This window comes from Rhizobium sp. 9140 (assembly GCF_900067135.1).
Lineage (GTDB): Bacteria > Pseudomonadota > Alphaproteobacteria > Rhizobiales > Rhizobiaceae > Ferranicluibacter.
Genome location: NZ_FJUR01000003.1, coordinates 25,311 through 46,321, shown reverse-complemented (window position 1 = coordinate 46,321; position 21,011 = coordinate 25,311). Strand labels below are relative to the sequence as shown.

Annotated in this window: 14 protein-coding genes and 3 pseudogenes; 6 read left to right on the top strand and 11 right to left on the bottom strand. The window is 60.3% G+C overall.

Features of this window, described 5'->3' with window-relative positions; all coding sequences use genetic code 11:
* Positions 1 to 107: 107 nt before the first annotated feature.
* From GA0004734_RS26580 to GA0004734_RS23060, 7 genes and pseudogenes are all read right to left on the bottom strand, one after another.
* Positions 108 to 206: pseudogene (locus GA0004734_RS26580) on the bottom strand (antirestriction protein); the annotation flags it as partial.
* A 112-nt stretch (positions 207 to 318) separates the two neighbouring features.
* Entirely contained in the window at positions 319 to 1,308 is a 990-nt protein-coding gene (locus GA0004734_RS23100) for a tyrosine-type recombinase/integrase (protein ID WP_092938346.1), read from the bottom strand.
* Positions 1,305 to 2,246 (bottom strand): tyrosine-type recombinase/integrase, encoded by a 942-nt coding sequence (locus tag GA0004734_RS23095; protein WP_080823870.1) that lies wholly within the window; start codon positions 2,244 to 2,246, stop codon positions 1,305 to 1,307. The genes GA0004734_RS23100 and GA0004734_RS23095 overlap by 4 nt, the downstream gene beginning before the upstream one ends.
* Positions 2,246 to 3,454: a tyrosine-type recombinase/integrase gene (locus GA0004734_RS23090; protein WP_080823869.1), complete on the bottom strand. Its 1,209-nt coding sequence runs from the start codon at positions 3,452 to 3,454 to the stop codon at positions 2,246 to 2,248. Before GA0004734_RS23090 ends, GA0004734_RS23095 begins: the two co-directional genes overlap by 1 nt.
* A 114-nt stretch (positions 3,455 to 3,568) precedes the next feature.
* Positions 3,569 to 4,198, bottom strand: a pseudogene (locus GA0004734_RS23085) (ArdC-like ssDNA-binding domain-containing protein); the annotation flags it as partial.
* A 301-nt stretch (positions 4,199 to 4,499) separates the two neighbouring features.
* Positions 4,500 to 5,087: a hypothetical protein gene (locus tag GA0004734_RS23080; RefSeq protein WP_003501782.1), complete on the bottom strand. Its 588-nt coding sequence runs from the start codon at positions 5,085 to 5,087 to the stop codon at positions 4,500 to 4,502.
* A gap of 1,185 nt (positions 5,088 to 6,272) precedes the next feature.
* On the bottom strand, positions 6,273 to 7,997 hold the full coding sequence (locus GA0004734_RS23060; protein WP_080823867.1) for a ParB/RepB/Spo0J family partition protein: 1,725 nt from the start codon (positions 7,995 to 7,997) through the stop codon (positions 6,273 to 6,275).
* Positions 7,998 to 8,472: 475 nt separating this feature from the next.
* Between GA0004734_RS23060 and GA0004734_RS23055 the strand changes: the two genes are divergently transcribed.
* A complete protein-coding gene (locus GA0004734_RS23055) occupies positions 8,473 to 9,555 on the top strand; it encodes an AAA family ATPase (protein WP_080823866.1) in 1,083 nt (360 codons plus the stop codon).
* Complete coding sequence (locus tag GA0004734_RS23050; RefSeq protein ID WP_234899602.1) at positions 9,461 to 11,902, top strand: S8 family peptidase; 2,442 nt, start codon at positions 9,461 to 9,463, stop codon at positions 11,900 to 11,902. The genes GA0004734_RS23055 and GA0004734_RS23050 overlap by 95 nt, the downstream gene beginning before the upstream one ends.
* 187 nt (positions 11,903 to 12,089) lie before the next feature.
* Here GA0004734_RS23050 and GA0004734_RS23045 read toward each other — a convergent pair.
* A pseudogene (locus GA0004734_RS23045) lies at positions 12,090 to 14,576 on the bottom strand (DEAD/DEAH box helicase family protein); the annotation flags it as partial.
* Positions 14,577 to 14,696: 120 nt separating this feature from the next.
* Between GA0004734_RS23045 and istA the strand changes: the two are divergent.
* Both istA and istB read left to right on the top strand, forming a co-directional pair.
* Positions 14,697 to 16,193 (top strand): IS21 family transposase, encoded by a 1,497-nt coding sequence (gene istA / locus GA0004734_RS23040; protein ID WP_139056207.1) that lies wholly within the window; start codon positions 14,697 to 14,699, stop codon positions 16,191 to 16,193.
* Positions 16,190 to 16,948 (top strand): IS21-like element helper ATPase IstB, encoded by a 759-nt coding sequence (gene istB, locus GA0004734_RS23035; RefSeq protein ID WP_092930036.1) that lies wholly within the window; start codon positions 16,190 to 16,192, stop codon positions 16,946 to 16,948. Before istA ends, istB begins: the two co-directional genes overlap by 4 nt.
* Positions 16,949 to 17,268: 320 nt before the next feature.
* Here istB and GA0004734_RS26185 read toward each other — a convergent pair whose 3' ends face one another.
* Complete coding sequence (locus tag GA0004734_RS26185) at positions 17,269 to 17,445, bottom strand: hypothetical protein (protein WP_003501810.1); 177 nt, start codon at positions 17,443 to 17,445, stop codon at positions 17,269 to 17,271.
* A 237-nt stretch (positions 17,446 to 17,682) separates the two neighbouring features.
* The gene (locus GA0004734_RS23030; protein ID WP_080823934.1) at positions 17,683 to 18,354 is read right to left on the bottom strand and encodes an acyl-homoserine-lactone synthase; all 672 of its coding nucleotides are present in this window, start codon (positions 18,352 to 18,354) and stop codon (positions 17,683 to 17,685) included.
* A 159-nt stretch (positions 18,355 to 18,513) separates the two neighbouring features.
* Here GA0004734_RS23030 and GA0004734_RS26575 point away from each other — a divergent pair, with 159 nt between their 5' ends.
* The gene (locus tag GA0004734_RS26575) at positions 18,514 to 19,320 is read left to right on the top strand and encodes a transglycosylase domain-containing protein (RefSeq protein ID WP_234823864.1); all 807 of its coding nucleotides are present in this window, start codon (positions 18,514 to 18,516) and stop codon (positions 19,318 to 19,320) included.
* Between the two features lie 49 nt (positions 19,321 to 19,369).
* Entirely contained in the window at positions 19,370 to 20,173 is an 804-nt protein-coding gene (locus GA0004734_RS23020) for a class I SAM-dependent methyltransferase (RefSeq protein WP_052821163.1), read from the top strand.
* Positions 20,174 to 20,290: 117 nt separating this feature from the next.
* On the opposite strand, the gene GA0004734_RS23015 is transcribed toward GA0004734_RS23020, so the two are convergent.
* Positions 20,291 to 21,004, bottom strand: a complete 714-nt coding sequence (locus GA0004734_RS23015) for a GntR family transcriptional regulator (RefSeq protein ID WP_052821164.1) — start codon at positions 21,002 to 21,004, stop codon at positions 20,291 to 20,293.
* Positions 21,005 to 21,011: the final 7 nt, after the last annotated feature.

The window sequence follows — 21,011 nt, the reverse complement described above, 5'->3', positions numbered from 1 at the left end:
CAGGCCGGCCTCCGCCAGCTATTTGGGAGCGCTGCGTCCGGCCTGGAAAGCGCCTCCGTCAGCGTGTGCATCAACCTCGGTAAGAAGCCGCCAGTCGGTGCAGACTGTCAAGATAAGGCGATCAACTCTTCCCGGGCTCGCTCGCTCTTGTCCCTGGCGTAGCGTGAGAGATCGCGGCCGATGCGATGGGCAGGAGCGGTCCAGTGGATCTTATGCCGATATCGGCATAAAACGCATAATGCCGCGATCCGGATTATGCCGCATGGCCTCTTTTGGAGGCCTGTTGCCTGTTTTCGGCCATGCGGCTGTTCGGAATAATCAGAGCCCTTCCAGGAAGGCGAGCAGGTTATCGTCTGGCCGGAACCGCCCCGAAGGCGTTGCCGGGGCCGCGACGCGGGCAAGCGCCTTTTCCTTCATTCGCATGTCGGCATGGATGTAGATCTGGGTGGTCTCGACGTTTTCGTGACCAAGCCAGAGCGCGATGACCGCAGGATCGACGCCGTGATGGAGCAGGTCCATCGCCGTACTGTGGCGCAGCGTATGCTGCGTAACCCGCTTGCAGCCAATGCTGGGGCACGTGCGTGATGCCGTCAGGCAATGTTTGCGCACGAGATGCTCAAGGGCATCGTGGCTCAGCGGCTCCCCTCTGATCGATGGGAATAGCGGCCTGCCCTTGTCACCGTCCCCGATCCAAACGGCCAGGAGCTTGGCCGTTTCACGGCGAAGCGGGGTGGCGCGCTCCTTCCTGCCCTTTCCCATGCAGCGGATATGAGCGCCGGATCCGAGTACCACGTCAGCACACTTGAGACCGACCAGCTCGGAGGCCCTGAGCCCGGTTTGTACCGCGAGTAACAGCAGGGCATGGTCGCGTCGCCCCGCCCATGTCTGCCGGTCAGGCGCTGCCAGCAAGGCAGCGATTTCGTTGGTGTCGAGGAACGTCACCTCGCGCCGCACGTAGCGCTTGTTGGGCATGGCGAGGATCCGCTGACATTGTAGCAGCCAAGTCGGGTCGCTCATCGCGACATAGCGGAAGAAGGATCTGATCGCGGCGAGCCTGGTGTTTCTGCTGCGTGCGCTGTTGCCTCGGGCAGTCTCAGTATAGACGAGGAAGTCGGCAACCAGATCGGCGTCGATATCTTCGATCGTCAACTTGACCGGCGGCTTGCTGTGTCGTGCACTTGCGTACCGCAACAAAAGTCGGAACGTATCCCGGTAGCCGGCAATCGTATGGGGGCTCGCTTCCATCTGGATGCGGAGCCGGTCAGTGAAGAAGCGCTGGATTAACGAAGGCAAGGTAGCAACACTCATCGACCTGCCTCCTCGTCGTCGGATGTCGCTCGCGCCATTGCCAGACCGAGCAATTCGGGCACTGCTTCCAGATACCAGTACGTGTTGGCAGGGCTGCCGTGACCGAGATAGGTAGTCAGCCGGATCATCTCGCGTGCCGGGTCTTTGCCGGTGCGGTACCAAAAGATCATCGTCTTCACAGCGAAGCTGTGGCGAAGATCGTGAATGCGCGGTCCCCGTCCATGTTTGCAGTGTGGTTGATGGGTTCTGAGGCCGGCGTCCTGACATGCCCGCGCAAAGTTGTATCGGGCCCCGCAGTCGGTGAGCCGTGAAGCTTTGTCGGTGACGAACAGCGCCGCGACAGGATGGCCGATCAGCCGGTCCCGTTCGGCAAGATAGTCGATCAGGTGCGTGACGACGCTGAGATGGAGCGGTAGCAAGCGCTCTTTGCCAAGCTTGCCCTGCCGTACCCGCAGCACGCGGTTCAATGTGTCGATGTCATCCCGGTCAAGCGCCAACGCCTCGCTGATACGAAGACCAGTAACCGCGATGAGCCCGAACAGAGTGGAGCAGGTCAGGCCTCGCAGACCGTAGATCGACGGCAGTTCTTTCGCGGCCGCGATGATTGTTCTGATTTCATCGTCGCTGTAAATGTGTGGACGCGACCGTCGGATCGAGCTTGGTAGCAGCCCTTGTGGGGGCACCTCATGAGCTGGATCGAAGCTGCTCAGCCATTGTGCGAACAGACGCACAACAGTCAGCCTGGCCCCTCTGGTCGAGGAGCAGGCCTCAGCCAGCGTGCCGTGCCAACGCAGGAACAACGCCGTGTCGACATGTGTGGCGCCCTCGCGGTCAGCGAAGCGGGTGAAGCGACGAAGGATGCGAGCAGCGGTACCAAGATCATAGCCCAGGCTGCGCCTGACACTCAGATAGCGGTCGAGTTGGATGGTGAGGCTCATCACACACCTCCCCCCACTGGCCAAGGCTGTGCGATCGATCGCAGGCCTTCAATGTCGATGCGTGCATAGATCATCGTCGATGTTCGTGATCGGTGTCGCAACACGTCGCCGATTTCATCCAGCGAAGCCCCCGTGTTCACCAATTGGGTCGCAAGACTATGGCGGAGCAGGTGCGATCCCACATAGGGTGTCACCGGCTTCTGGCCGGTTGCCTTCAATGCCTCCTTGAGGACGTTATTGACGATCTGGCTATCTTTGAACGGTCGATGCGGGGCGCGATGGGTGACAAACATCGTGCGGCACGTCGCAGGGCCTCTCTCTTCACGAAGATAGCGGCTCAGCGCATCGCCGACCTCCATCGTGATCGGTAACCGGTCGTGTAGTTTGCCCTTGCCGCGCACCATGAGTTCGCCGGCGCGCCAATCGATGTCGTCGAGTTGGATTGCCATGACCTCGACTGCTCTCAACCCGAGCCGGGCCATGAGCAGCAGCATCGCATAGTCCCGTGCGCCGTGCCTTGGATTGTCGCGCACATTAGCCAGGACCGCTTCGACGCCATCCGGCGACAGATGTCGTGGCAGTCGCGGACTCCAGGACTTTGCAGTTTTCGGTACGCTCAGCGCCAGATTGGTCGACGTAGCTCCACATGCAAACAGATATTGGAGGAAATTCCGAACATGCGTACCAATCGTTTTGTCGCGGCGCGCGCTCGCCAGGACATGCTCCACGAACCCGATCGCATCGGCGGGACGCAAGCAACCGATATCGATCGTCGTTTCTCCGAAGCGGTAGTCGAGGAAACGGTTGGCGAAGCGCAGCGAGTGATAGATCGTCCGCTGGCTGAGGCCTCGTTGTTTAACGAGATAGGTTTCGAACCTTGCCAACAAGTCGGCGCGCGCGATCTGCGCTTGGGTTGGCGCCGTGGGCTCTACCACGCCGATGTCGATCAGATGCTGGGCAAACCGATGTGCGAGTTTGTGAGGGCGGACACTCTGGTAATACCTCCGCGGCAACGTCCGTCCCAGCCGATCGGCCATGTCAAGCGTGAGTTTTGAAAGCTTTACCCCTTCCGCATCCATCACCTGGCCAAGCCTTCGAATGATCGACCGGTACTCTTTGATGGTCGGCGCCTTGTAATCGGCGGCAACGAGCCGCTGGATAAACGAGTCCAGGTAGGGCTCGACGCAGGTGTTCAGAATCGCAGGCATCTTTCGTGCTCCTTGTTGTTGGAGCCACGAAGATTATGCCGAACGCCATTGACGCGATCACCCTGCAGGCCGCGGGTTCTCAAAGAGATGCGGCATAATCCGGATCGCGGCATTATGCGTCGCTTCATGGCTAAGCGTCGCGTAGTAGCTCGCGGCGTCCTTGAACGTTTCGATTGGTGGCATCTGGATCATATCCAGTCCGGGAGCGTAAAACGCCTGGCCGCCACCATGGCGAATAACTGCGCCTGTATTTCGAAAGAAGCGATCCGCCTGCTCGATCCGCTCGACCGGATGCTGAACCGGCGCCTGTGGGCGATAGTAATGGTCGGCAAGGCCATCGATCTGCTCGATATTGAAAACCGAATAGGCCTTGAGAAAAGGAATTTCCCGATCAATCTCGCCACCTTTACCATCCGGCTCCGATTTGGTGAAGCGGCTGGCGAACACGACCGTCGATCCGGTTTCGCCCTTTCGCACCGCTGCCCCGAGCTCGAGTGCCTGTTTGAAGGTCATCCACATCGGTGATGTGAAACCACGCGACATCTGTTCCGACCACAGAAGGAGCACGTTCATGCCGGAATAGGGCTGTCCATTGTGGCGCAGCGGGCGGGTGACCCGCCCATGGGTATGCCCCGCATTCCACGGCTTCATCCAGGGGCGGACGCCAATTGCAAGCTCCTCGATGATCCGATCGGTGATACGCGCATAAATATCAGCGCGGTGGCTTTCGGTCTTTCTGCTCATTTCTTTTCTCCACGTCATGGGAGCCGCGCCAATCGCGGCCGTCCGCGGCGGCCAGGAGCAGGAGCCCATGAGCCGGCTGAAGGCACCGGAACGGCCGAAACAGCGTGGAGGACGGCAAAGCCGTTGCCTGTGGCTTTCGGCTCCTGCAGGTGAGACGGCGGGGACGGGCCGCAACGGCCCGATCACCAACACCTTGATTCCCTTCTTCTGCCCGCGGTGTCCGCAAACGGAAAAGGCCGGCCCACGGGGCCGGCCAGCCCGAGATGGCGAAACAGGCGGGGCGAACCCCGCCCAAGCGGTATCAGTCGAAGGCCGACATCTGAACTTCGGCGGCCTTGCGGTCTATCGAATGGCCGGGATTTTCGACTGGACGATCGAACGGCTTCCAGGTCTCGCCTACGGTCTTTTTGTAGGCAGCGACGGCACCCTCGGCAGCCATTCGAAGAGCATGGGATTGGATACCCATGTCTGCTGCGAATTCCCGCTTTCTGTGGGCGGCGCTGTCATAGCCGACGGGTCCATCGAGATCCTCGTCGCGGACATCGTTTGCTGCCTTGGCTGTAGCGTCGCGCGCGTCGGTGACGGCTTTGCTGTAGAATTGTCCGGCTCCGTGCGCCGAGCCGACAAAGGCGCCGACGATACGCTGGAGGTGGATCTGCATGGCTCTTTCGCCAAGGCCTTCGCTAAGAGCTTCTGCCGTCTCGCAGATGAGGTGCTCGTGGAGATCGCGGATCCCGTCGCTGTCGACCATCGCGGTGCCAAAGCTCTCGGCAATCTTGAGTGCCTGGGCGCTGTCCGGGCATGTCAGCCGGACCATTTCGAGGGTAGCGCCTTTCCGGAGCTGGAGGACGCGGCCGGATTGGCGAGGGTTGCTTGCGGGTTTTGCCATATTCTTTCCTTTCGGTTCCGAAGTGGTTCCGGCCCCGTGCCGGCTTGCCCTTCGGTGCGGTCGACCCGAACCGGCGGAAGGCGGACGCTTCCAGGTCCGGGCCAGGCGAAGACAAGCGGAACCGATCTGCGGGTCAGCAGGGCATATGCCCTCGCGCCGCCCGCGGGTCTGTTTTGCGAAGGATGACGGGCCCGGCCGCTCCGCGGCGCGACAGCGGCCTTGAAGCGGCCGGCCGCTGGTTCAGACCGCAGCAAAAACGAAGGGCAAGCCGGCACGGGTTCAGAACCGAACGGGCTCAAAGGACCGCCGGCCAAGCACGGGCCTGTTCTCGCCAATCCGGCTGCGATCACCATGTGATGTCTTTAGCACCTTCACACTTGTCCGCGCATTCTACCGGCCCCATTCGATAGCAATGGAGCCAGATCGGGCCATGCGTGTTTCGAAACCGCGCAGGATCCCGCTTTCGTCATAAGGTGCACCATCCGTCGAGACATGGTTCACGAAGCTCTTCCAGCGTCGGCCGTGTTTAGCGGCACAGGCTTGGAACGCTGCCTCTTGCTCGGTCGTCAATGGCAATCTTTTGCGCCAGACTGTCACCACCTGCACAAATGCCGTCGCGCTCGGCGATCATCCGCCTGAGCTCCGCGACGCCAGCGTCAAGGCAGGCTTGCGCTGAGGACGAAACCGGCGCCAGAATAGTGTTCGAGCGACCGGCGACGATCGGATCCCAGGCCGCTTCTCCGGTTCGCTGGTCGTGCGCATGACGTCAATCCCTGCACCGTCGGTTGAGTGCCGAGCGATGGTCGTTGCTCGGAAGCGCCGCTATCGCCGCATCGAGCCGCGCGCCTTTCTCGTGGGGGCATCGATTTCCAGCTGGCGTGCAGCAGTTAGCCCGGCAAGACTGTGCCGATACCGTTTGGGCAAGGCTCGCCATTGGGGGCGCCATGGCGGCAGCCGGTCTGGCGCCGTGCAAATTGCGGTAAAATCACCGTCTTCTGACGAGCGATCTGCCGGTCGATCAAATCAAGCTGTCTTTGAGTTTGCCGCAGTGCGCCTGCCTTCCTGGCACTTGTGATTCATTTGAAGGCGCGAACACGAATTTCTCCGGGTCTTCGCGGGGGTACAGCGCATTCCGCCGCCAGGGTCCCCAGCGGCGGAATGCGAATGCGGCGGAAAAGAAGACGCCTATTCGGCGGCGACGCCATAGGCGGTTTCGTGACCATCCAGAGTGTCGGCGTCGCCATCAAGGTCGCCCGGCGCCGTTTCGGTTTCTTCGCCGGTATTGGCTTCGCCGTCAACGAGATCGCCGTCGTCTGTCTCCGCGAGGTCGCTCTGTTCCCGGTGGCGCAAGAGATCCGCAACCTCCTTCGGTTCCGGCACGAACAAGGCCGAGGGATGGACGAAGACCGCATCGCCTGCGAAGTGGTCGACGAGTGCCGCCCGCGTCTCGCGCACACGGGCGGCGGGCTGTATGCCGACCTTCTTGGCCGCTGTTTCGAGTGCCTCACGCGACAAGCATATGAGGAATTCCTCCATGCCCATATCCGCAAGGTACGCGTCCGCCCCGACCGCATCGCCTGCTATCTGCGAAACCACACCGCTGTTCGACATGCCGCGGCGGCAGGACAATACATCAATCAGTGCAGCGCGTGCTGCAACACGGACCGTGTCCATGTCGAACAACAAACGCCCGTCGTCGGTAATGAGGCGAGCGGCGTGGCGGCCGAACCGCGCACCCCCATGGAGGGCGCCACCTGAGCCGGAGTCGATGCGGACGTTTTGGGCGGCAAAGGCAAGGACGAGCAAGGCCATCAACATATCATCCTCGATCGGTGCACGCGCAAGCGCGTCGTGAAGGGCATCAGTGCGGAAATCGCCAATCATGTCCTGGCCCTTTTGGGTCACATCGGGGCGCGCCTTGGCGGTTGCCCCAACTGCGCCCTGACCGTCACCCGCGATCGTCGTTTCGTCCTTGAGAGCCTTCGGTTCGGGCATCCGATAGTGGACGGTCTGCACCTTGCCATCACGGTCGAGGTAGAGGCCGGCAAGGTCACCCTTGCCCGGCTTGCCGTAGACACGTTCTGCTTTTTTCGGAAGCTCAGGCTGACCCCAGTTGTTTACCTCAACAATAGAACCCTTTTTCGGAAGATTGGTCGTCATCCATTCCTGCTGGGCGCCAAGGAACGCCTCGACGTTCGTCGTGAAGCGGTTGTCCTGGTCGGCCGGTCCGAAGAGGTCATCAGCCCACTCGATGCCATAGGCTTGACGAAGATCGTCGCCGAAGCTCGCATCGCGAGCATACATGCGGGTCTTCGACAGGCCGTTAGCGATTTGCCACCAGGACGCCGTCTCGCCCTTTTTCGGCTTGTTCGCCTTCCAGACTTCCTTTTGCTCATCGAGCGACGCGGCCGCGATCGTACGCAATTGCGGCTCGTTGGGCATGTCACCCTTAACCATCTGGTCCAGCATCGCCGGCAGGACGTTGGCGAGCAGGCGCAATTTGCGGATCTGACGAACAGGGAGGGCGAGGGCGACGGCAATCGCTTCTTCGGTCCACCCGAGTGCAACCAGCCGCTCGACGCCGCGCCATTGGTCAACCGGGTTCAACGGCTCGCGGGCAATGTTCTCGACCATCGAGCGCATGGCGCCGTTGTCGTTGGCTGCGTCCTGCACGATAACCTCGATTTCATCGAGACCCGCAGCAATCGCGGCTTGCACGCGGCGGTGCCCCGCCTGGATGATATAGCCATTGCCGCCATCCACCTGCGGCGAGACCACCGGTGGCTGGATGATGCCGACGGCTTTCACCGTGGCCAGCAGCAGAGCGTCGGCCTGAGGGGAGGACTTGGTCTGTCGAGCGTCGTCGGTATTCCCATTCAGCCCACGCGGATCGATTTTGATGATTTCCATTGAAGCATTCCTTTTCCGGGTGGAGCGACCCTTTGCCGCTCCTTCCTGTCTTCCTCTTTCTCGAAGACATCTCCCGGACCGCGGGTCGGACGACGCGGTGCAATTGCGGCCGAGCAGCCCTGCCGCGATGCACAAGCGGGGCCGGAGCCCTGCGATGGGCAAGTGGCCGGGATGAGGAGGGCGCGATTGAGCGATAGCGGCAGCGCAAGACCGACCTGCGATCCATTTGCCCCCAACCCCTCCATTTATCTTTCAGCTTCCACCTCCTCTTATCCAGCAATCGGGTGGCGCCGGCGCGGCTCAACTGGTATGCGGTTGCGAACAACTGTCGAAGCAAGGCGTTATAGCCTCACACGGGGCCCTGACCGTAAGGCCGGCACGAGTTACGCCAGGCACGATAGGTAAATCTGTTCAGAAAGTTGTTATATATTTGCGCCGGGCTTTCTAAATCCGGCAACTACCGTAGAGTGAGACCATGGCATCGGCACAACAAATCATCGGGCTCGTGAAGAGCCATGCTGAAGGCGACAAGGATCGTTTCTACGACCTTGCGATGCAGTTGGCTGCCGCTGAATCGCAGAAGGGACATGGACGCCTCGCGGAGCAACTCCGGCAATGGGCCGAAGCTGGCGCAGCAGCGCCGGAGCAGAAGCGCCCCAGTCTGACGCCGCTTGCCGCGCCGCGGGGAGAGTTGGCTGGGTTTCTCGCGGCCAGCTATCCGACAGCCCGCATGGCTGACGTGATCGTGCCCCCTATTATCGAAGACGAACTCAAACACCTCGTTGTCGAAATCCATCATGCCGAGAAACTCGAGGAGAAAGGCCTGCGGCCGCGAAGACGCGTCCTCCTCGCAGGCCCTCCCGGAACCGGCAAGACTTTGACGGCCGCAGCCTTATCGGCGGAACTGCGCTATCCACTCTTCACGGTGCTCCTCCATGGCCTGATCACGAAGTTCATGGGCGAGACTGCCCAGAAGCTTCGTATGGTTTTCGACGCCATCAAGACGACACGTGGCGTTTATCTCTTCGATGAAATCGACGCGCTGGCATCGAGCCGCGGCAACGAGAACGACGTTGGGGAGGCTCGGCGTGTCCTGAACTCATTCCTGCAGTTTCTCGATGAAGACACCGGGCCTTCGATCATTGTCGCGACCACCAACCTGCCGGAACTGCTGGATCGCGCCGTTCTGCGCCGCTTCGATCTGGTTCTGTCTTACGATTTGCCGGACGGGGTCGCTATCGAGAAGGCAATGCGTCGCCGTCTGCAGGGCTTCGAGGTGGAAACGATTGACTGGGGTCGGATCGCCGGCTGCGCGAACGGCTTATCGACGGCAGACGTGATCGCAGCGGCGGAAGATGCTGCAAGACGCGCGGTCATTCTCGACACGAGCGCTGTTGAGACGACTGCTGTCATGGCATCGCTGGAGCGTCGGCGTTCGCTTCAAGGCATAGGAACGGAAAAGCATGGCTCGAGATCGGCGCCACTTTACGCTGAGCGGAATAGGAACCTCGCGCCCGTTCGCAGCAAAAACCGGCGGATCGTCAAGACATCCAAGTAACGTCAACGATCGGGAGGCCCATGCCCAGGCACTGCTGGCGGCACTCGATCAGTTGCCGGACGTGACACAGGCCAATCTGCCAGGCGTCTATCTGGCAATCGAAGGCAGACCGCACGAGGTGATGATCACCAAAAGCCTGAACGCGAGTGGGCTTACGCTTCTGCGTGTCGATAAACAGGCCGGCGCCCCAGCGGAAGCGACGGTTTTTGCAACCGAGAAGGGGCTTCAGAAACTTCGAAAGAAGATTGAGGATTTCGGTGGCGAGCTCCCAGTGAAAGAGGACGGGAGCTTCAAACCCGCCAGGAACGCCGACCTGGTGCAGAGCATTAGCGCGATCTCCGAGGCCGGTCTGCGGGCTCTGTGGCGAAGCCCCCGCGATCGTTTTCCCGTCGAAGCCGGCAAGAAGCCCTGGGAGGTCTGGCTGGACAAAGCCGCTGCGCCCAACTTCTTCGATGGCGCGCTGGAATACGGCGTCGCAGTTGGAACCGACAGGTTGGAATTTCCTGAAGATTTGGTGGTGATCGTGGTCGCAACCCAGTTAGAGCTGGCGGCAGCCGTGCGAAATCTCGGCGGGGTCCGGGCTCTTGCCACGCCGACCCGTACGGCAGACGATTTTGACGCGATGCCAGTCGAGGAGCAGAACGACTGGGTCGCCGATCTCGTCGGCAGAACCACCTTTGTCCCTCACGCCGATCCGAACTACATCACGTTGCTGGACCGCGGGGTAAGCCGTGCCCATCCTCTGATCCAGCCAGCACTTGCGGCCGCAGACAGACACGCGGCTGAAGCCGCCTGGGACGTCAACGATTTTGTCGGCCACGGCACGCAGCTTGCTGGCCTCGCTCTCTACGGCGACCTGAGCACCGCGCTGCAGACGACCCTGCCGATTGCCATCACTCACAGGCTCGAATCTTCGAAGGTCATACCCGATGCGGGTCATAATCCGCATCATTTGCTTGGAACGGTAACACGCAAAGGGATCGACGCCGCGGAAGCGACGGCGGGGCGGAGGCGCACATTCTGTCTCGCCACCACGACGGAAGACGACACGCCTCATGACGGGGCGCCGACATCATGGTCAAGCGAGATCGATCAGCTCGCTTCAGGCGCTTCGGGTCTGCAGAGACGACAGAGGCTCATTCTGGTCTCGGCTGGAAACAGCGACCAGAACACCTTCACCGGCGGCGACTATCTTACCGTTTCGGATAACGCGGACAACGAGCTGGAATCGCCGGCGCAAGCCTGGAATGCGGTCAGTGTCGGAGCGTACACACAGAAGATCACGCTGCCGGCCGGAGAGCAGGGGGTCTGTGTTGCGCCGCTAGGGGATCTCGCACCCTCGTCGCGGACCGCCAGCTGGCATTCATACTGGCCGATCAAGCCCGAGGTTGTTTACGAGGGTGGCAACTGGTTCTTGCATGGCGCCCCGCCACCGATGAAACACCCGGCATTGATGCCGCTCACCACGGACCATCAGTTTCCCCTGCGGGCGTTCACAGCCTGCGGGGAAACGAGCGCGGCGACCGCTCTCGCCTCGCGCGACATCACCAGTTTGTGGTCGGACTACCCCGATCTCTGGCCCGAGACGATCAGGGCGATTTTCGTGTCTTCGGCGCGCTGGACCAACCAGATGCTTAGCCATGTGCCGGCACAACCGTCGAAAGCCGATCTGGGGATCCTCTTCAGACGCTACGGCTATGGGGTGCCCGACATGGAACGGGCCCGCCGAAGCGCGTCGAATGCGCTGACCCTTATCGTTCAGGATACGATCAAGCCCTATAAAAAGAGCGCGACGAAGAACGCCGAGCACATCCATAACGAACTGAAGCTCTTCGAGCTTCCATGGCCCGTAAAGGAACTGCGCCGCCTCGGAGCAGCTCAGGTCAAGCTCCGCTTGAGTCTCAGCACTTTCATGTCTCCAAACCCGTCGGAGCCCGCGCGCGGATCCAAGTATCGCTACGCCTCGCATAACCTCCGCTTCAAATTGAACCGGCCCAATGAGAGGGCAGGGGCCTTCATTCGTCGGATCAGCAAGATTGCCGAGCAAACGGACGAAGGCGTGATCGAGGAAGCTGACGGTTGGGCTTTTGGGCCCAATCGAAGAGATGTCGGCTCCCTGCAGATCGATCAACTGACTTGCGCAGCATCTGACCTCGCACGGAGAAATCTCATCGCGGTCCACCCCGTCACAGGGTGGTGGAAGGCCAAGAGCGTTCCTGATCCGGAGAACCTCTCTGCCAGATTTGCTCTGGTGGTTGAAATCGATGCCGGGACAGTTGAAGCCGAACTCTACGCGGAGGTGCAGACAGCGATTGCTAACATGACTGCGGCTGTCGTTACCGTGTAACCGCTGAAAGACCTGAGCAAAAAAAATGGGCCTGCGAATATCGCGGCCCATGAAGTGTGAAGGTCAAACTAACCTCCAGAGGGGAACAGCTGATGCGGCGGAACTGGGAGGTGACCGCCATATGCATCAGCTGCAGGCGTTATGCACTTATTTTCACCGCACCGCACCTAATTTTTGTGCAATGCCGCTATGCAACCTGTGCACTGGGCTCGGCATCGACATCTGCCGCGAGCTGAGCCTCGATCTCTCGCAAGGCCTGCTTCTTGCTCAGCAGTTCATCGGCGAAAGCAAACGCACCTCCTTCTCGTGATCTAAATGACTCGAGCCGCCGGCGTGCTTCCTCGACGCGGCTCTGATATTGCCGCCGCTCCTGCTCGAAACCATCAAGTGCATGCTCCAAACGTGAAATGGCACCAAGCGGCGTGACCGTGATCGAGAGGTCGATCTCGTAATCGGCCCCGGTGCGCTGCAGCAGCGTTTCGTACCGGTAGCCGTCGCCTTTTGCGAACCTCTCGCCTTCGTAAACGAGATGGAACCCGCCGATGGTAGCAAGTTGAACTTGGCCCTCTTGCTGGTTCTGGATCAAGGTAAGGATCTCCTTCATCAGCGCGCGACCGGCCTCCTTGCGTTCAGTTTGCGCCTTACCGCCCACACTCATCGTGAAAGTGCCACCGCTGGTCGGCTCCAACCGTTCAATGTCGGCCCCAATCTCCGAGATCCGCCGCGTCGAGACCTCGATGTCGCGCTCGGCATCACGCATTTGCCGTCGAACGGCATACTGATCATCCTCATGAGCGGCGCGCAGCCGTTCAAGCCGGGCGATATCGGCCTCGAACCCGGCCTTCTGCATGAGCCTTTCGTCACCTGAGGCGATGGCCTTGGCCATGGCGAACTGGTTCGCGGCCCCTTCGCCGACATCCTCCAGGCGACGGATCGACGTATCGCCAGAAAGGGCAGCGGCGATGAAGCGGGCCTTGCGCTCGTTGTTTTGCCACATGGATGCGTCGAGCGATCCCTCAGTGGCATAAGCATAGATATCGACCTCATCATGCTGGTTGCCCTGCCGCACGATGCGACCCTCGCGCTGCTCGATCTGCGATGGGAGCCACGGCACGTCGAGATGGTGGAGTGCCTTGAGACGAAGCTGGGCATTGACGCCGGTGCCCATTGTTTCCGAAGACCCGATCAGGAAACGGACCTTGCCGGCGCGAACGTCACCGAACAGTCGCTGCTTTGCCTGCGTCTTCTTGTAATCCTGCATGAAAGCGATCTCCGAGGCCGGCACGCCGAGCCGGATCAGTTCGTCACGAATGAAGCGATAGGCAGAAAAGCCGCGTGTTTTCTCGACATGGATCGTGCCGAGATCGGAGAAGATCATTTGAGCCGCGCCGGGCAGGTCGAAATTCTTGCCGTCGGGACGACGGTAGACCGCCTGGCCGGTCTCTCGCCAAATGCGGAAGGCATTGCGGATCAGGAGATTGAGCTTGTTATCTGGTTCATTGTGGACCGCCGGCATGACGAAGCGAAGGTCGATCGCCGCATGGCGCCCGTCTGTGATGACCGACAGCAGAATGTCGTCGCCGGGCTTGGCCGGTCCCTCGCGCTGCTCGATCGCTTTGATGCGAGTGTCGAGTACCTGTTGATAGGCCTTAAAGGCCGCCGTCGGCTTAGCCGTTAGAATCTGTCGACGGCCCGTCGAGATACCCGGCACTTTCACGTATCGGCGCAGGTCTTCCGGCATCACCACATCGGCGAAGGTCCGGAACATGGCGATCAGTTCGGGAACGTTGACGAAGCTAGCGAAGCGGCTGACCGGCTTGTATTTGCCGGATGGCTGGATTTCGAGTTCGGTGGTCGTGTCGCCGAAGCAGGACGCCCAGGCATCGAATTCGTGCAGCCCGCGCTCGGCGAGGGCCGCGTGGCCGAGCAGCCGCTGGATCGAGAACATCTCGCCAAGCGTATTGGTGATCGGCGTGCCGGAAGCGAGCACCAGCGCGCGACCGGGGTTCTTTGTCTCGATGAAGCGAGACTTCACATAGAGATCCCAGGCACGCTGTGAGCCATTCGGATCGATCCCTTTCAGCGTCGACATATTGGTCGCGAAGGAGAGCTTCCTAAACTCCTGCGCCTCGTCTACGACAATCTGGTCGATGCCGATTTCGGAGATGGTAAGAAGGTCGTCCTTGCGGGTTGCGAGGCCTTCAAGGCGTTCTTGCAACCCTTCCTTCAGCCGCTCGAGGCGCTTGCGCGAGACGCGATCCTCGCTGTCAACCTTGATCAACAAATCCTCATAGAGCTGCAGCTCATCCTGAATCATTTGGCTCTCGAATGCCGAGGGAACTGCGATGAATCGAAACGCCGAATGCGTGATGATGATCGCATCCCAGGTCGCGGTTGCCGCGCGCGACAGAAAGCGGGCGCGCTTGTCCTTGGTGAAGTTCGTCTCATCCGCGACGAGGATGCGGGCATTGGGATAAAGGGCAAGAAACTCGCGCGCTGCCTGCGCCAGGCAATGGCCCGGCACGACCAGCATCGCCTTGGCGATCAGCCCGAGCCGGCGTTGCTCCATGATGGCTGCTGCCATTGTCATTGTCTTGCCGGCGCCCACGGCGTGGGCAAGATAGGCGGAGCCATCGGCAATGATCCGCCAGATGCCACGTTTCTGGTGCCCATGAGAGCGGCGGTGCAAAATTAGACCACGGTAGCGGCGGGATTGTCCCGCTTCGGGCGGCGTAAAAGTCGGCCACCTATTTCTCTTCTGCAATGAGCGCAGGAGGGCCTGGGGATCTATACCGTGGAATTATATCTGAAGGTTCGACTGGCTTGCTCGGAAGGCATGAGCCGGCGTCAGGCTGCAAAGCATTTCAACATATCGCGCGACAGCGTTTCCAAGATGCTGTCCTATTCGACGCCACCTGGCTATCAGCGACAATCACCGATCCGGCGGCCCAAGCTGGATGCGTTTGTCTCGACGATCGATCACTGGCTGGACGAAGACAGACAAGTGCCGCGCAAGCAGCGCCATACGGCCAAGCGGGTGTTTGACCGGCTTCGAGACGAATGCGGGTTCACTGGCGGCTATACGATCATCAAGGATTACATGCGCGAGCGGGATCAGCGCCGCCAGGAAGTGTTCGTGCCGCTGTCGCATCCGCCCGGCCATGCGCAGGCCGATTTCGGTGAGGCGATGGTGGTCATCGGCGGTGTCGAGCAGAAGGCGCATTTCTTCGTGCTCGACCTTCCGCACAGCGACGGCTGCTACGTGCGGGCCTATCCGGCGGCAGTGGCCGAGGCCTGGGTCGATGGCCATGTCCATGCGTTCGCTTTCTTCGGCGCCGTGCCGCAATCGATCGTCTACGACAACGACCGTTGCCTGGTGGCGAAGATTTTGCCTGACGGCACCCGCAAGCGCGCGACGTTGTTCAGCGGCTTCCTGTCCCACTACCTTATCCGGGATCGCTATGGCCGTCCCGGCAAGGGCAACGACAAGGGGAACGTCGAGGGTCTCGTCGGCTATGCCCGGCGCAACTTCATGGTACCGATCCCGCAGTTTGCGACATGGGAGGCGTTCAACACCTTTCTGGAGGAGCAGTGCCGGAAGCGCCAGCGCGACAGGCTGCGCGGCGAGAGCGAGACGATCGGCGAGCGCTTGCGGCGCGATCTGGCTGCCATGCGCGCCTTGCCAGCCTCGCCATTTGATGCCTGCGACCAGGCAAGTGCCAAGGTGACGGCGCAGTCGCTGGTGCGCTACAAGACCAACGACTATTCCGTCCCGGTCGCCTATGGCCATCAGGATGTGTGGGTGCGCGGCTATGTCAACGAAGTGGTCATTGGTGGCCGTGGCGAGATCATCGCCCGCCATCCTCGGTGCTGGGAACGGGAAGACGTCGTCTTCGATCCTGTCCATTACCTGCCGCTGATCGAGCAGAAGATCAATTCGCTGGATCAGGCAGCGCCCCTCCAGGGCTGGGACTTGCCGCAAGAGTTCGCTACGCTGCGCCGGTTGATGGAAGGCCGCATGGCCAAACACGGCCGGCGTGAGTACGTGCAGGTCCTCCGCCTGCTGGAGAGCTTCGAACTCGCCGATCTGCATGCGGCGGTGAAGCAGGCGATCCAGCTTGGCGCCATTGGCTTTGACGCCGTCAAGCATCTGATCCTGTGCCGGGTGGAACGCCGGCCGCCCAGACTGGACCTGTCCATCTACCCGTATTTGCCGAGGGCGACGGTCGAGACGACATCGGCGAAGGCGTATATGCGTCTCCTGTCGTCGGATGCGGGAGAAGTCGCATGAACACCCAAGCACCCGAGATCCTTCTCACCCATTATCTCAAAACCCTGAAGCTGCCGAGTTTCCAGCGCGAGTACCAGAAGCTGGCCCGGCTGTGCGCCACCGAAGGCGTCGATCATGTCGGATACCTCACCCGGCTTGCCGAGCGGGAGATGATCGAACGGGACCGTCGCAAGGTCGAGCGTCGCATCAAGGCGGCCAGGTTCCCGGTCGTCAAAAGCCTCGACAGTTTCGACTTCGCCGCCATCCCAAAGCTGAACAGGATGCAGGTGCTGGAACTGGCGCGCTGCGAATGGATCGAGCGCAGGGAGAACGTTATCGCTCTCGGCCCCAGCGGCACGGGCAAGACCCATGTGGCGCTCGGCCTCGGCCTGGCCGCCTGCCAGAAGGGCCTGTCCGTTGGGTTCACGACAGCGGCCGCACTGGTCAGCGAGATGATGGAGGCGCGCGACGAGCGGCGTCTCATCCGGTTCCAGAAGCAGATGGCCGCCTACCAGCTGTTGATCATCGATGAACTGGGCTTCGTGCCGCTGTCAAAGACCGGCGCGGAATTGCTGTTCGAGCTGATCTCGCAACGATACGAGCGAGGCGCGACCCTGATCACCAGCAACCTTCCTTTTGACGAATGGACGGAAACCTTGGGGTCCGAGCGCCTGACCGGCGCTTTGCTCGACCGCATCACCCATCACGTCAGCATCCTCGAGATGAACGGCGACAGCTATCGTCTCGCCCAAAGCCGCGCCCGAAAGGCCGGCTGACGCCCTTCGAAAATCGCAACGCGCGCATGAGACCCCCGCTCGGGCCTAAGCCCTCCCGGCGGTCTCATGCGCGCGCCACAAGTGGCCGACTTTTGCGCCGCCGCGTGGCAGGATTTTACTCCGCCGTTGACATTTTCTCCAATCGCTCGCGATTGTCCCTGTTTTGCTCCCCGTATTATCAACGGATCTCTTTCCGCCTGCCGCGAAGAGCAGAGGAGGCAAGGGCGCGGATGACAAGGTGCAAAGTTGCACCGCCCGCGGCGAAGCTTCCCTTGCCGCCGACAGATCGCCAGCGGCAACCGGAACGCAAAAATGCCGGCTCAGTGAGCCGGCCAGGGAAAGAATTCGTGCACGATATCGAGGTCGTCGCTTGCATCGATTTCGTCCGAGGGCAGGACGCCATATTCGCCGTCGACTTCGAAGACGGTGACCGGGACCATCAGGTCACGGGAGAGCTGGAAGGCATGGGACTGTGCGAGAGTGAGATCGTGCGACATGTTAGGGCTCCATCCGGGAGCGGGCCAATTCCCGCTCGATGGCTCCAGAAAGGCCTAATACCGGGCGCGATCACCGCGCAGGCGCAGCCCAGCGGCCGCAGCTCGCTAGCGGACCCTTCACGGGTTGATCGTGGAAGATCCGGAGTTGGGCCAGGACGCCATCAAGAGAGAGCGGGATTGGTTTCGATCTGGAGCCGCAATCACATCGCACGCTCGCAGGCTCGCATCTCTGCCTGGTTACACTCTGACCGAGGGGGTTGCCGGGGCTCTTTCATTCGATCGCGAGTAGGACGGCCGTTTATAGAGCTCGTCGACGACATTCAGTTTGTTTCGCATATTTGTCAAAACGCGCTGTGAGACTTCGAAAGCGCCACAGCAAACCGGGAAGCGCCCATAGCCGACGGCCCGGCCAAGCTCATCGAGCTCCGCCCCGGCACGCTCATAGATCCGGCTCATGTGGGGCTCATAGTTTGAGATCAGCGTTTCGATGCCGTTGTCCAACGCTATCTCGCACAGCGCCAGCAGCAGGAGGCAAAACGCCCGATCGGGACTCAACCCCGCCATATCGCGAGCGATCGCTTCCACATCGATGCACATGCGTGTTCCTTCCCAGATTGACGGTGCAACCAGATCGCAAGAGCCAGGAAAGGTGTCCCTGAACACGTCGTATAGCAGTGTCGGCCCGGTGGTTGGCATCAAGCGAACCGAACCGTAGAGCTGCGTTTGGTGCGTATCGCACCAAATAAGATACGCAGGTTTCAAGTCGTCGTAGATATCCCTCTCATAGGGGCCACAAGTGGCTACCTCCCATCCCAGCTGGTCGGCGAAAACCCGCTTTCTGAGGCGGAACGATTGATCGAGAAGGTCTTCGTATTTTCGATACTGATTTGCCTGGACAAGAATGTACAACTGCATCTCCAACGGTTGTTTTCCGTAGGATGCACAACTGTTCGATAGGCCCGTATTCCCTCAGATCAGCACCCTCATCTTGGGGTATTGCCAAATGCTCTCAAATCAGAATCCCATTACACGTGTTGTAATGTTATACCATAGCGCATAACAAGTATTATGGAACTAAGCTATTGTAATCACAGTGAAAAGCTACTGTTGTGCAAAACCCGGTACGAACATAATTACGGACAAATTATTCTTGAAAACAACTTATGCGACAACACGAGTTTTAGCGCGAGGGCCACCCATTATGTTATCTGGCGGCGGATGATGCGGATACTTAAATACGGCAGTCTTGTCTTTGCCCTCTTGCTTATTGGTCTAGTCGGCTATGGAGCGAAGGGATACTTTGATGCACTATCGGATGCCACGACGTTGCGGGCTCGTGCTGACGAAGTGATCGCTCAGGGCCGCGGCGGCGGTTCCTTAGGCGCAGCTTATCGAGCTATTTTGATCGCGGTTGAAGACCCGAATTATTCAACCCATTCTGGGGTAGATTTCTCTACTCCAGGCGCTGGTTTGACAACAATCACTCAATCGGCAGCCAAGCGGCTCGCCTTTGAGCAGTTTCATCCTGGCCCCGGCAAGATAAGGCAGACGGGCTACGCACTTGGGATGGAGCGCCGTCTTTCCAAGGAGCAGATTCTTGCCCTCTGGCTGGAAACGCTGGAAATGGGCAAGGGACCTGATGGCTGGATAGTAGGCTTCCATTCGGCAAGCTCAGCGATCTATGGGCGGTCTCCAGCCGAATTGACCGAAGCGGAGTTTATCCGGCTCGCGGCCGTGCTGATAGCGCCGGCTTCATATGATCTCGCTCGAAGCGACGCCAAGCTCGAGGAACGCGCCGGCCGAATCCAGCGTCTGGCAGCCGGGGCGTGTACGCCTGCGGGCTTTTCGGATGTTTGGCTCGAAGGGTGCCGATAGCGTATCCCATGCGACAGGATTTTGAGAGAAAGAAAGATGGAGGAAGCGCGTGGCCTCGATAACGTCAGGCAATGCAGAGCAATATGGCGATAGCCGCAAGCTTGCGGCTCGCGCCCGGTTGAACAGCGAGTACACGATCGCCGAAACCGGCTGGTTTCCTTGGATAGCAGGGCAGCTTCCTCTCAAGCCCGGCGACAGCATCCTTGATATCGGGTGTGGTCCTGGTTGGTTTTGGGAGGCAGCCGCAAGCGGCCTGCCGCAAAACCTGCACCTTACGCTTTCCGATCTTTCTTCGGGCATGGTTCAGGAAGCCGTTGAGCATTGCCGGCCCCTGCAATTTGCATCGGTCACAGGGCAGCAAGCCGACGCGGCCGCGTTGCCCTTTGAAGACGGGTCCTTTGACACCGTCATCGCCATGCACATGCTCTATCATCTGCCTGACCCGTCGAAGGCGGTTGCGGAGATGCATCGGGTTCTGAGGCCGGGCGGTTGTCTGGCGGTGACGACGAACGGCGCCGGCAACATGCGCGAGATGTATGGGCTGACAACGGTGTTCGGCAGTCCGCCAGTCGATCCGGCCGGCGCTGCGTTCGGATATGACGCGGCCGAACGGATCATGCAGGCTCAGTTCGGCAATGTGACCATGAAGCAGCATCCAGCCTGTCTGCGCGTGACCGATCCGGAAGACGTATTCCTGGCCCTGACGTCCTACCCTCCCGGCGATGCTGCCGACGACGCGCAGCTTGTCGCATTCCGGGATGCGATCACCAAAGCGTTTCAGGTGGGCAACGGTGTTCTTGAGGTTGGAAAGGAAAGCGGCTTATTCGTAAGTCATAAGCGAAATGCAGAGTGACTAACTCTCGTGCCGGTCGATGCCCAGCGCTCCGCGATCGCCGATTTTGCTACCGGATGGCTGACGCGGGCCCTGCAGAAAACGTCCTAACCGGCTCCACGCCCAAGCGGCCGAGCGTCAGACCTGTTGGGCATCCTTGTGCGAGGAGCCGAGCTCGACAGGAAGATCGGCCTTCATGTCGCTCGGCACGACATAAAGCTCCATGTTTTCGCGCGACAGTTCCCAGTGCTTGAAAACAAGGTCGACGACGGCGGGCTCGTCATGGGCCTTGATCGCGTCGATGAAGCCGTCATGGTGCTCGACAGCCAGTTGAAGGCGCTGCCGCATGTCGTCGTTGCGCGGATGAAAAAACGTGTGGCCGATGCGGGCGTGATCGATGAGGAGCCGCCCCAGGCTGGGCTGCAGATAAACATTGCCTGACATCTCACCCATGATCTCGTGAAACCGGTTGTTCTCGAGGACCATTTCAAGCGTATCCAGCTTCTCGCTGGCGATCCGAAATCTTTCCTGCGTATCGCTCAGTTCCGACAACTGCTTAGGCTTGAAATTCTGGACTGCCAAGCGCCCGATCGCCGCATAGATCATTGGCGCGACAAGAAAAAAATGTCGCAGCGTCGAATGGTTCAACGGGATGACGCGCGCGCTTCTGTTCTCCCGCATGTCAATGTAACCTTCGCCTGCCAGGCGACGCAGGGTGTCCCGTACAGGCGTACGCGAGAGACCATATTTCTCGCTGAGGCTGACCTCATCCACATCCTCGTCGGGGTCGAGTTCCATCGTCAGGATCTGACGCTTGAGATCGTCGTAGAGTTCGCTCTTGCCGCTCTTCATTCAAGTC

Coding starts and splice junctions, on each gene's coding strand:
- GA0004734_RS23100 (WP_092938346.1), bottom strand. CDS start 1,308: ATGAGTGTTGCTACCTTGCCTTCGTTAATCCAGCGCTTCTTCACTGAC.
- GA0004734_RS26185 (WP_003501810.1), bottom strand. CDS start 17,445: ATGTCGCACGATCTCACTCTCGCACAGTCCCATGCCTTCCAGCTCTCC.
- GA0004734_RS23080 (WP_003501782.1), bottom strand. CDS start 5,087: ATGGCAAAACCCGCAAGCAACCCTCGCCAATCCGGCCGCGTCCTCCAG.
- GA0004734_RS23015 (WP_052821164.1), bottom strand. CDS start 21,004: ATGAAGAGCGGCAAGAGCGAACTCTACGACGATCTCAAGCGTCAGATC.
- GA0004734_RS26575 (WP_234823864.1), top strand. CDS start 18,514: ATGGAACTAAGCTATTGTAATCACAGTGAAAAGCTACTGTTGTGCAAA.
- GA0004734_RS23055 (WP_080823866.1), top strand. CDS start 8,473: ATGGCATCGGCACAACAAATCATCGGGCTCGTGAAGAGCCATGCTGAA.
- GA0004734_RS23050 (WP_234899602.1), top strand. CDS start 9,461: ATGGCTCGAGATCGGCGCCACTTTACGCTGAGCGGAATAGGAACCTCG.
- GA0004734_RS23060 (WP_080823867.1), bottom strand. CDS start 7,997: ATGGAAATCATCAAAATCGATCCGCGTGGGCTGAATGGGAATACCGAC.
- istB (WP_092930036.1), top strand. CDS start 16,190: ATGAACACCCAAGCACCCGAGATCCTTCTCACCCATTATCTCAAAACC.
- GA0004734_RS23090 (WP_080823869.1), bottom strand. CDS start 3,454: ATGCCTGCGATTCTGAACACCTGCGTCGAGCCCTACCTGGACTCGTTT.
- GA0004734_RS23095 (WP_080823870.1), bottom strand. CDS start 2,246: ATGAGCCTCACCATCCAACTCGACCGCTATCTGAGTGTCAGGCGCAGC.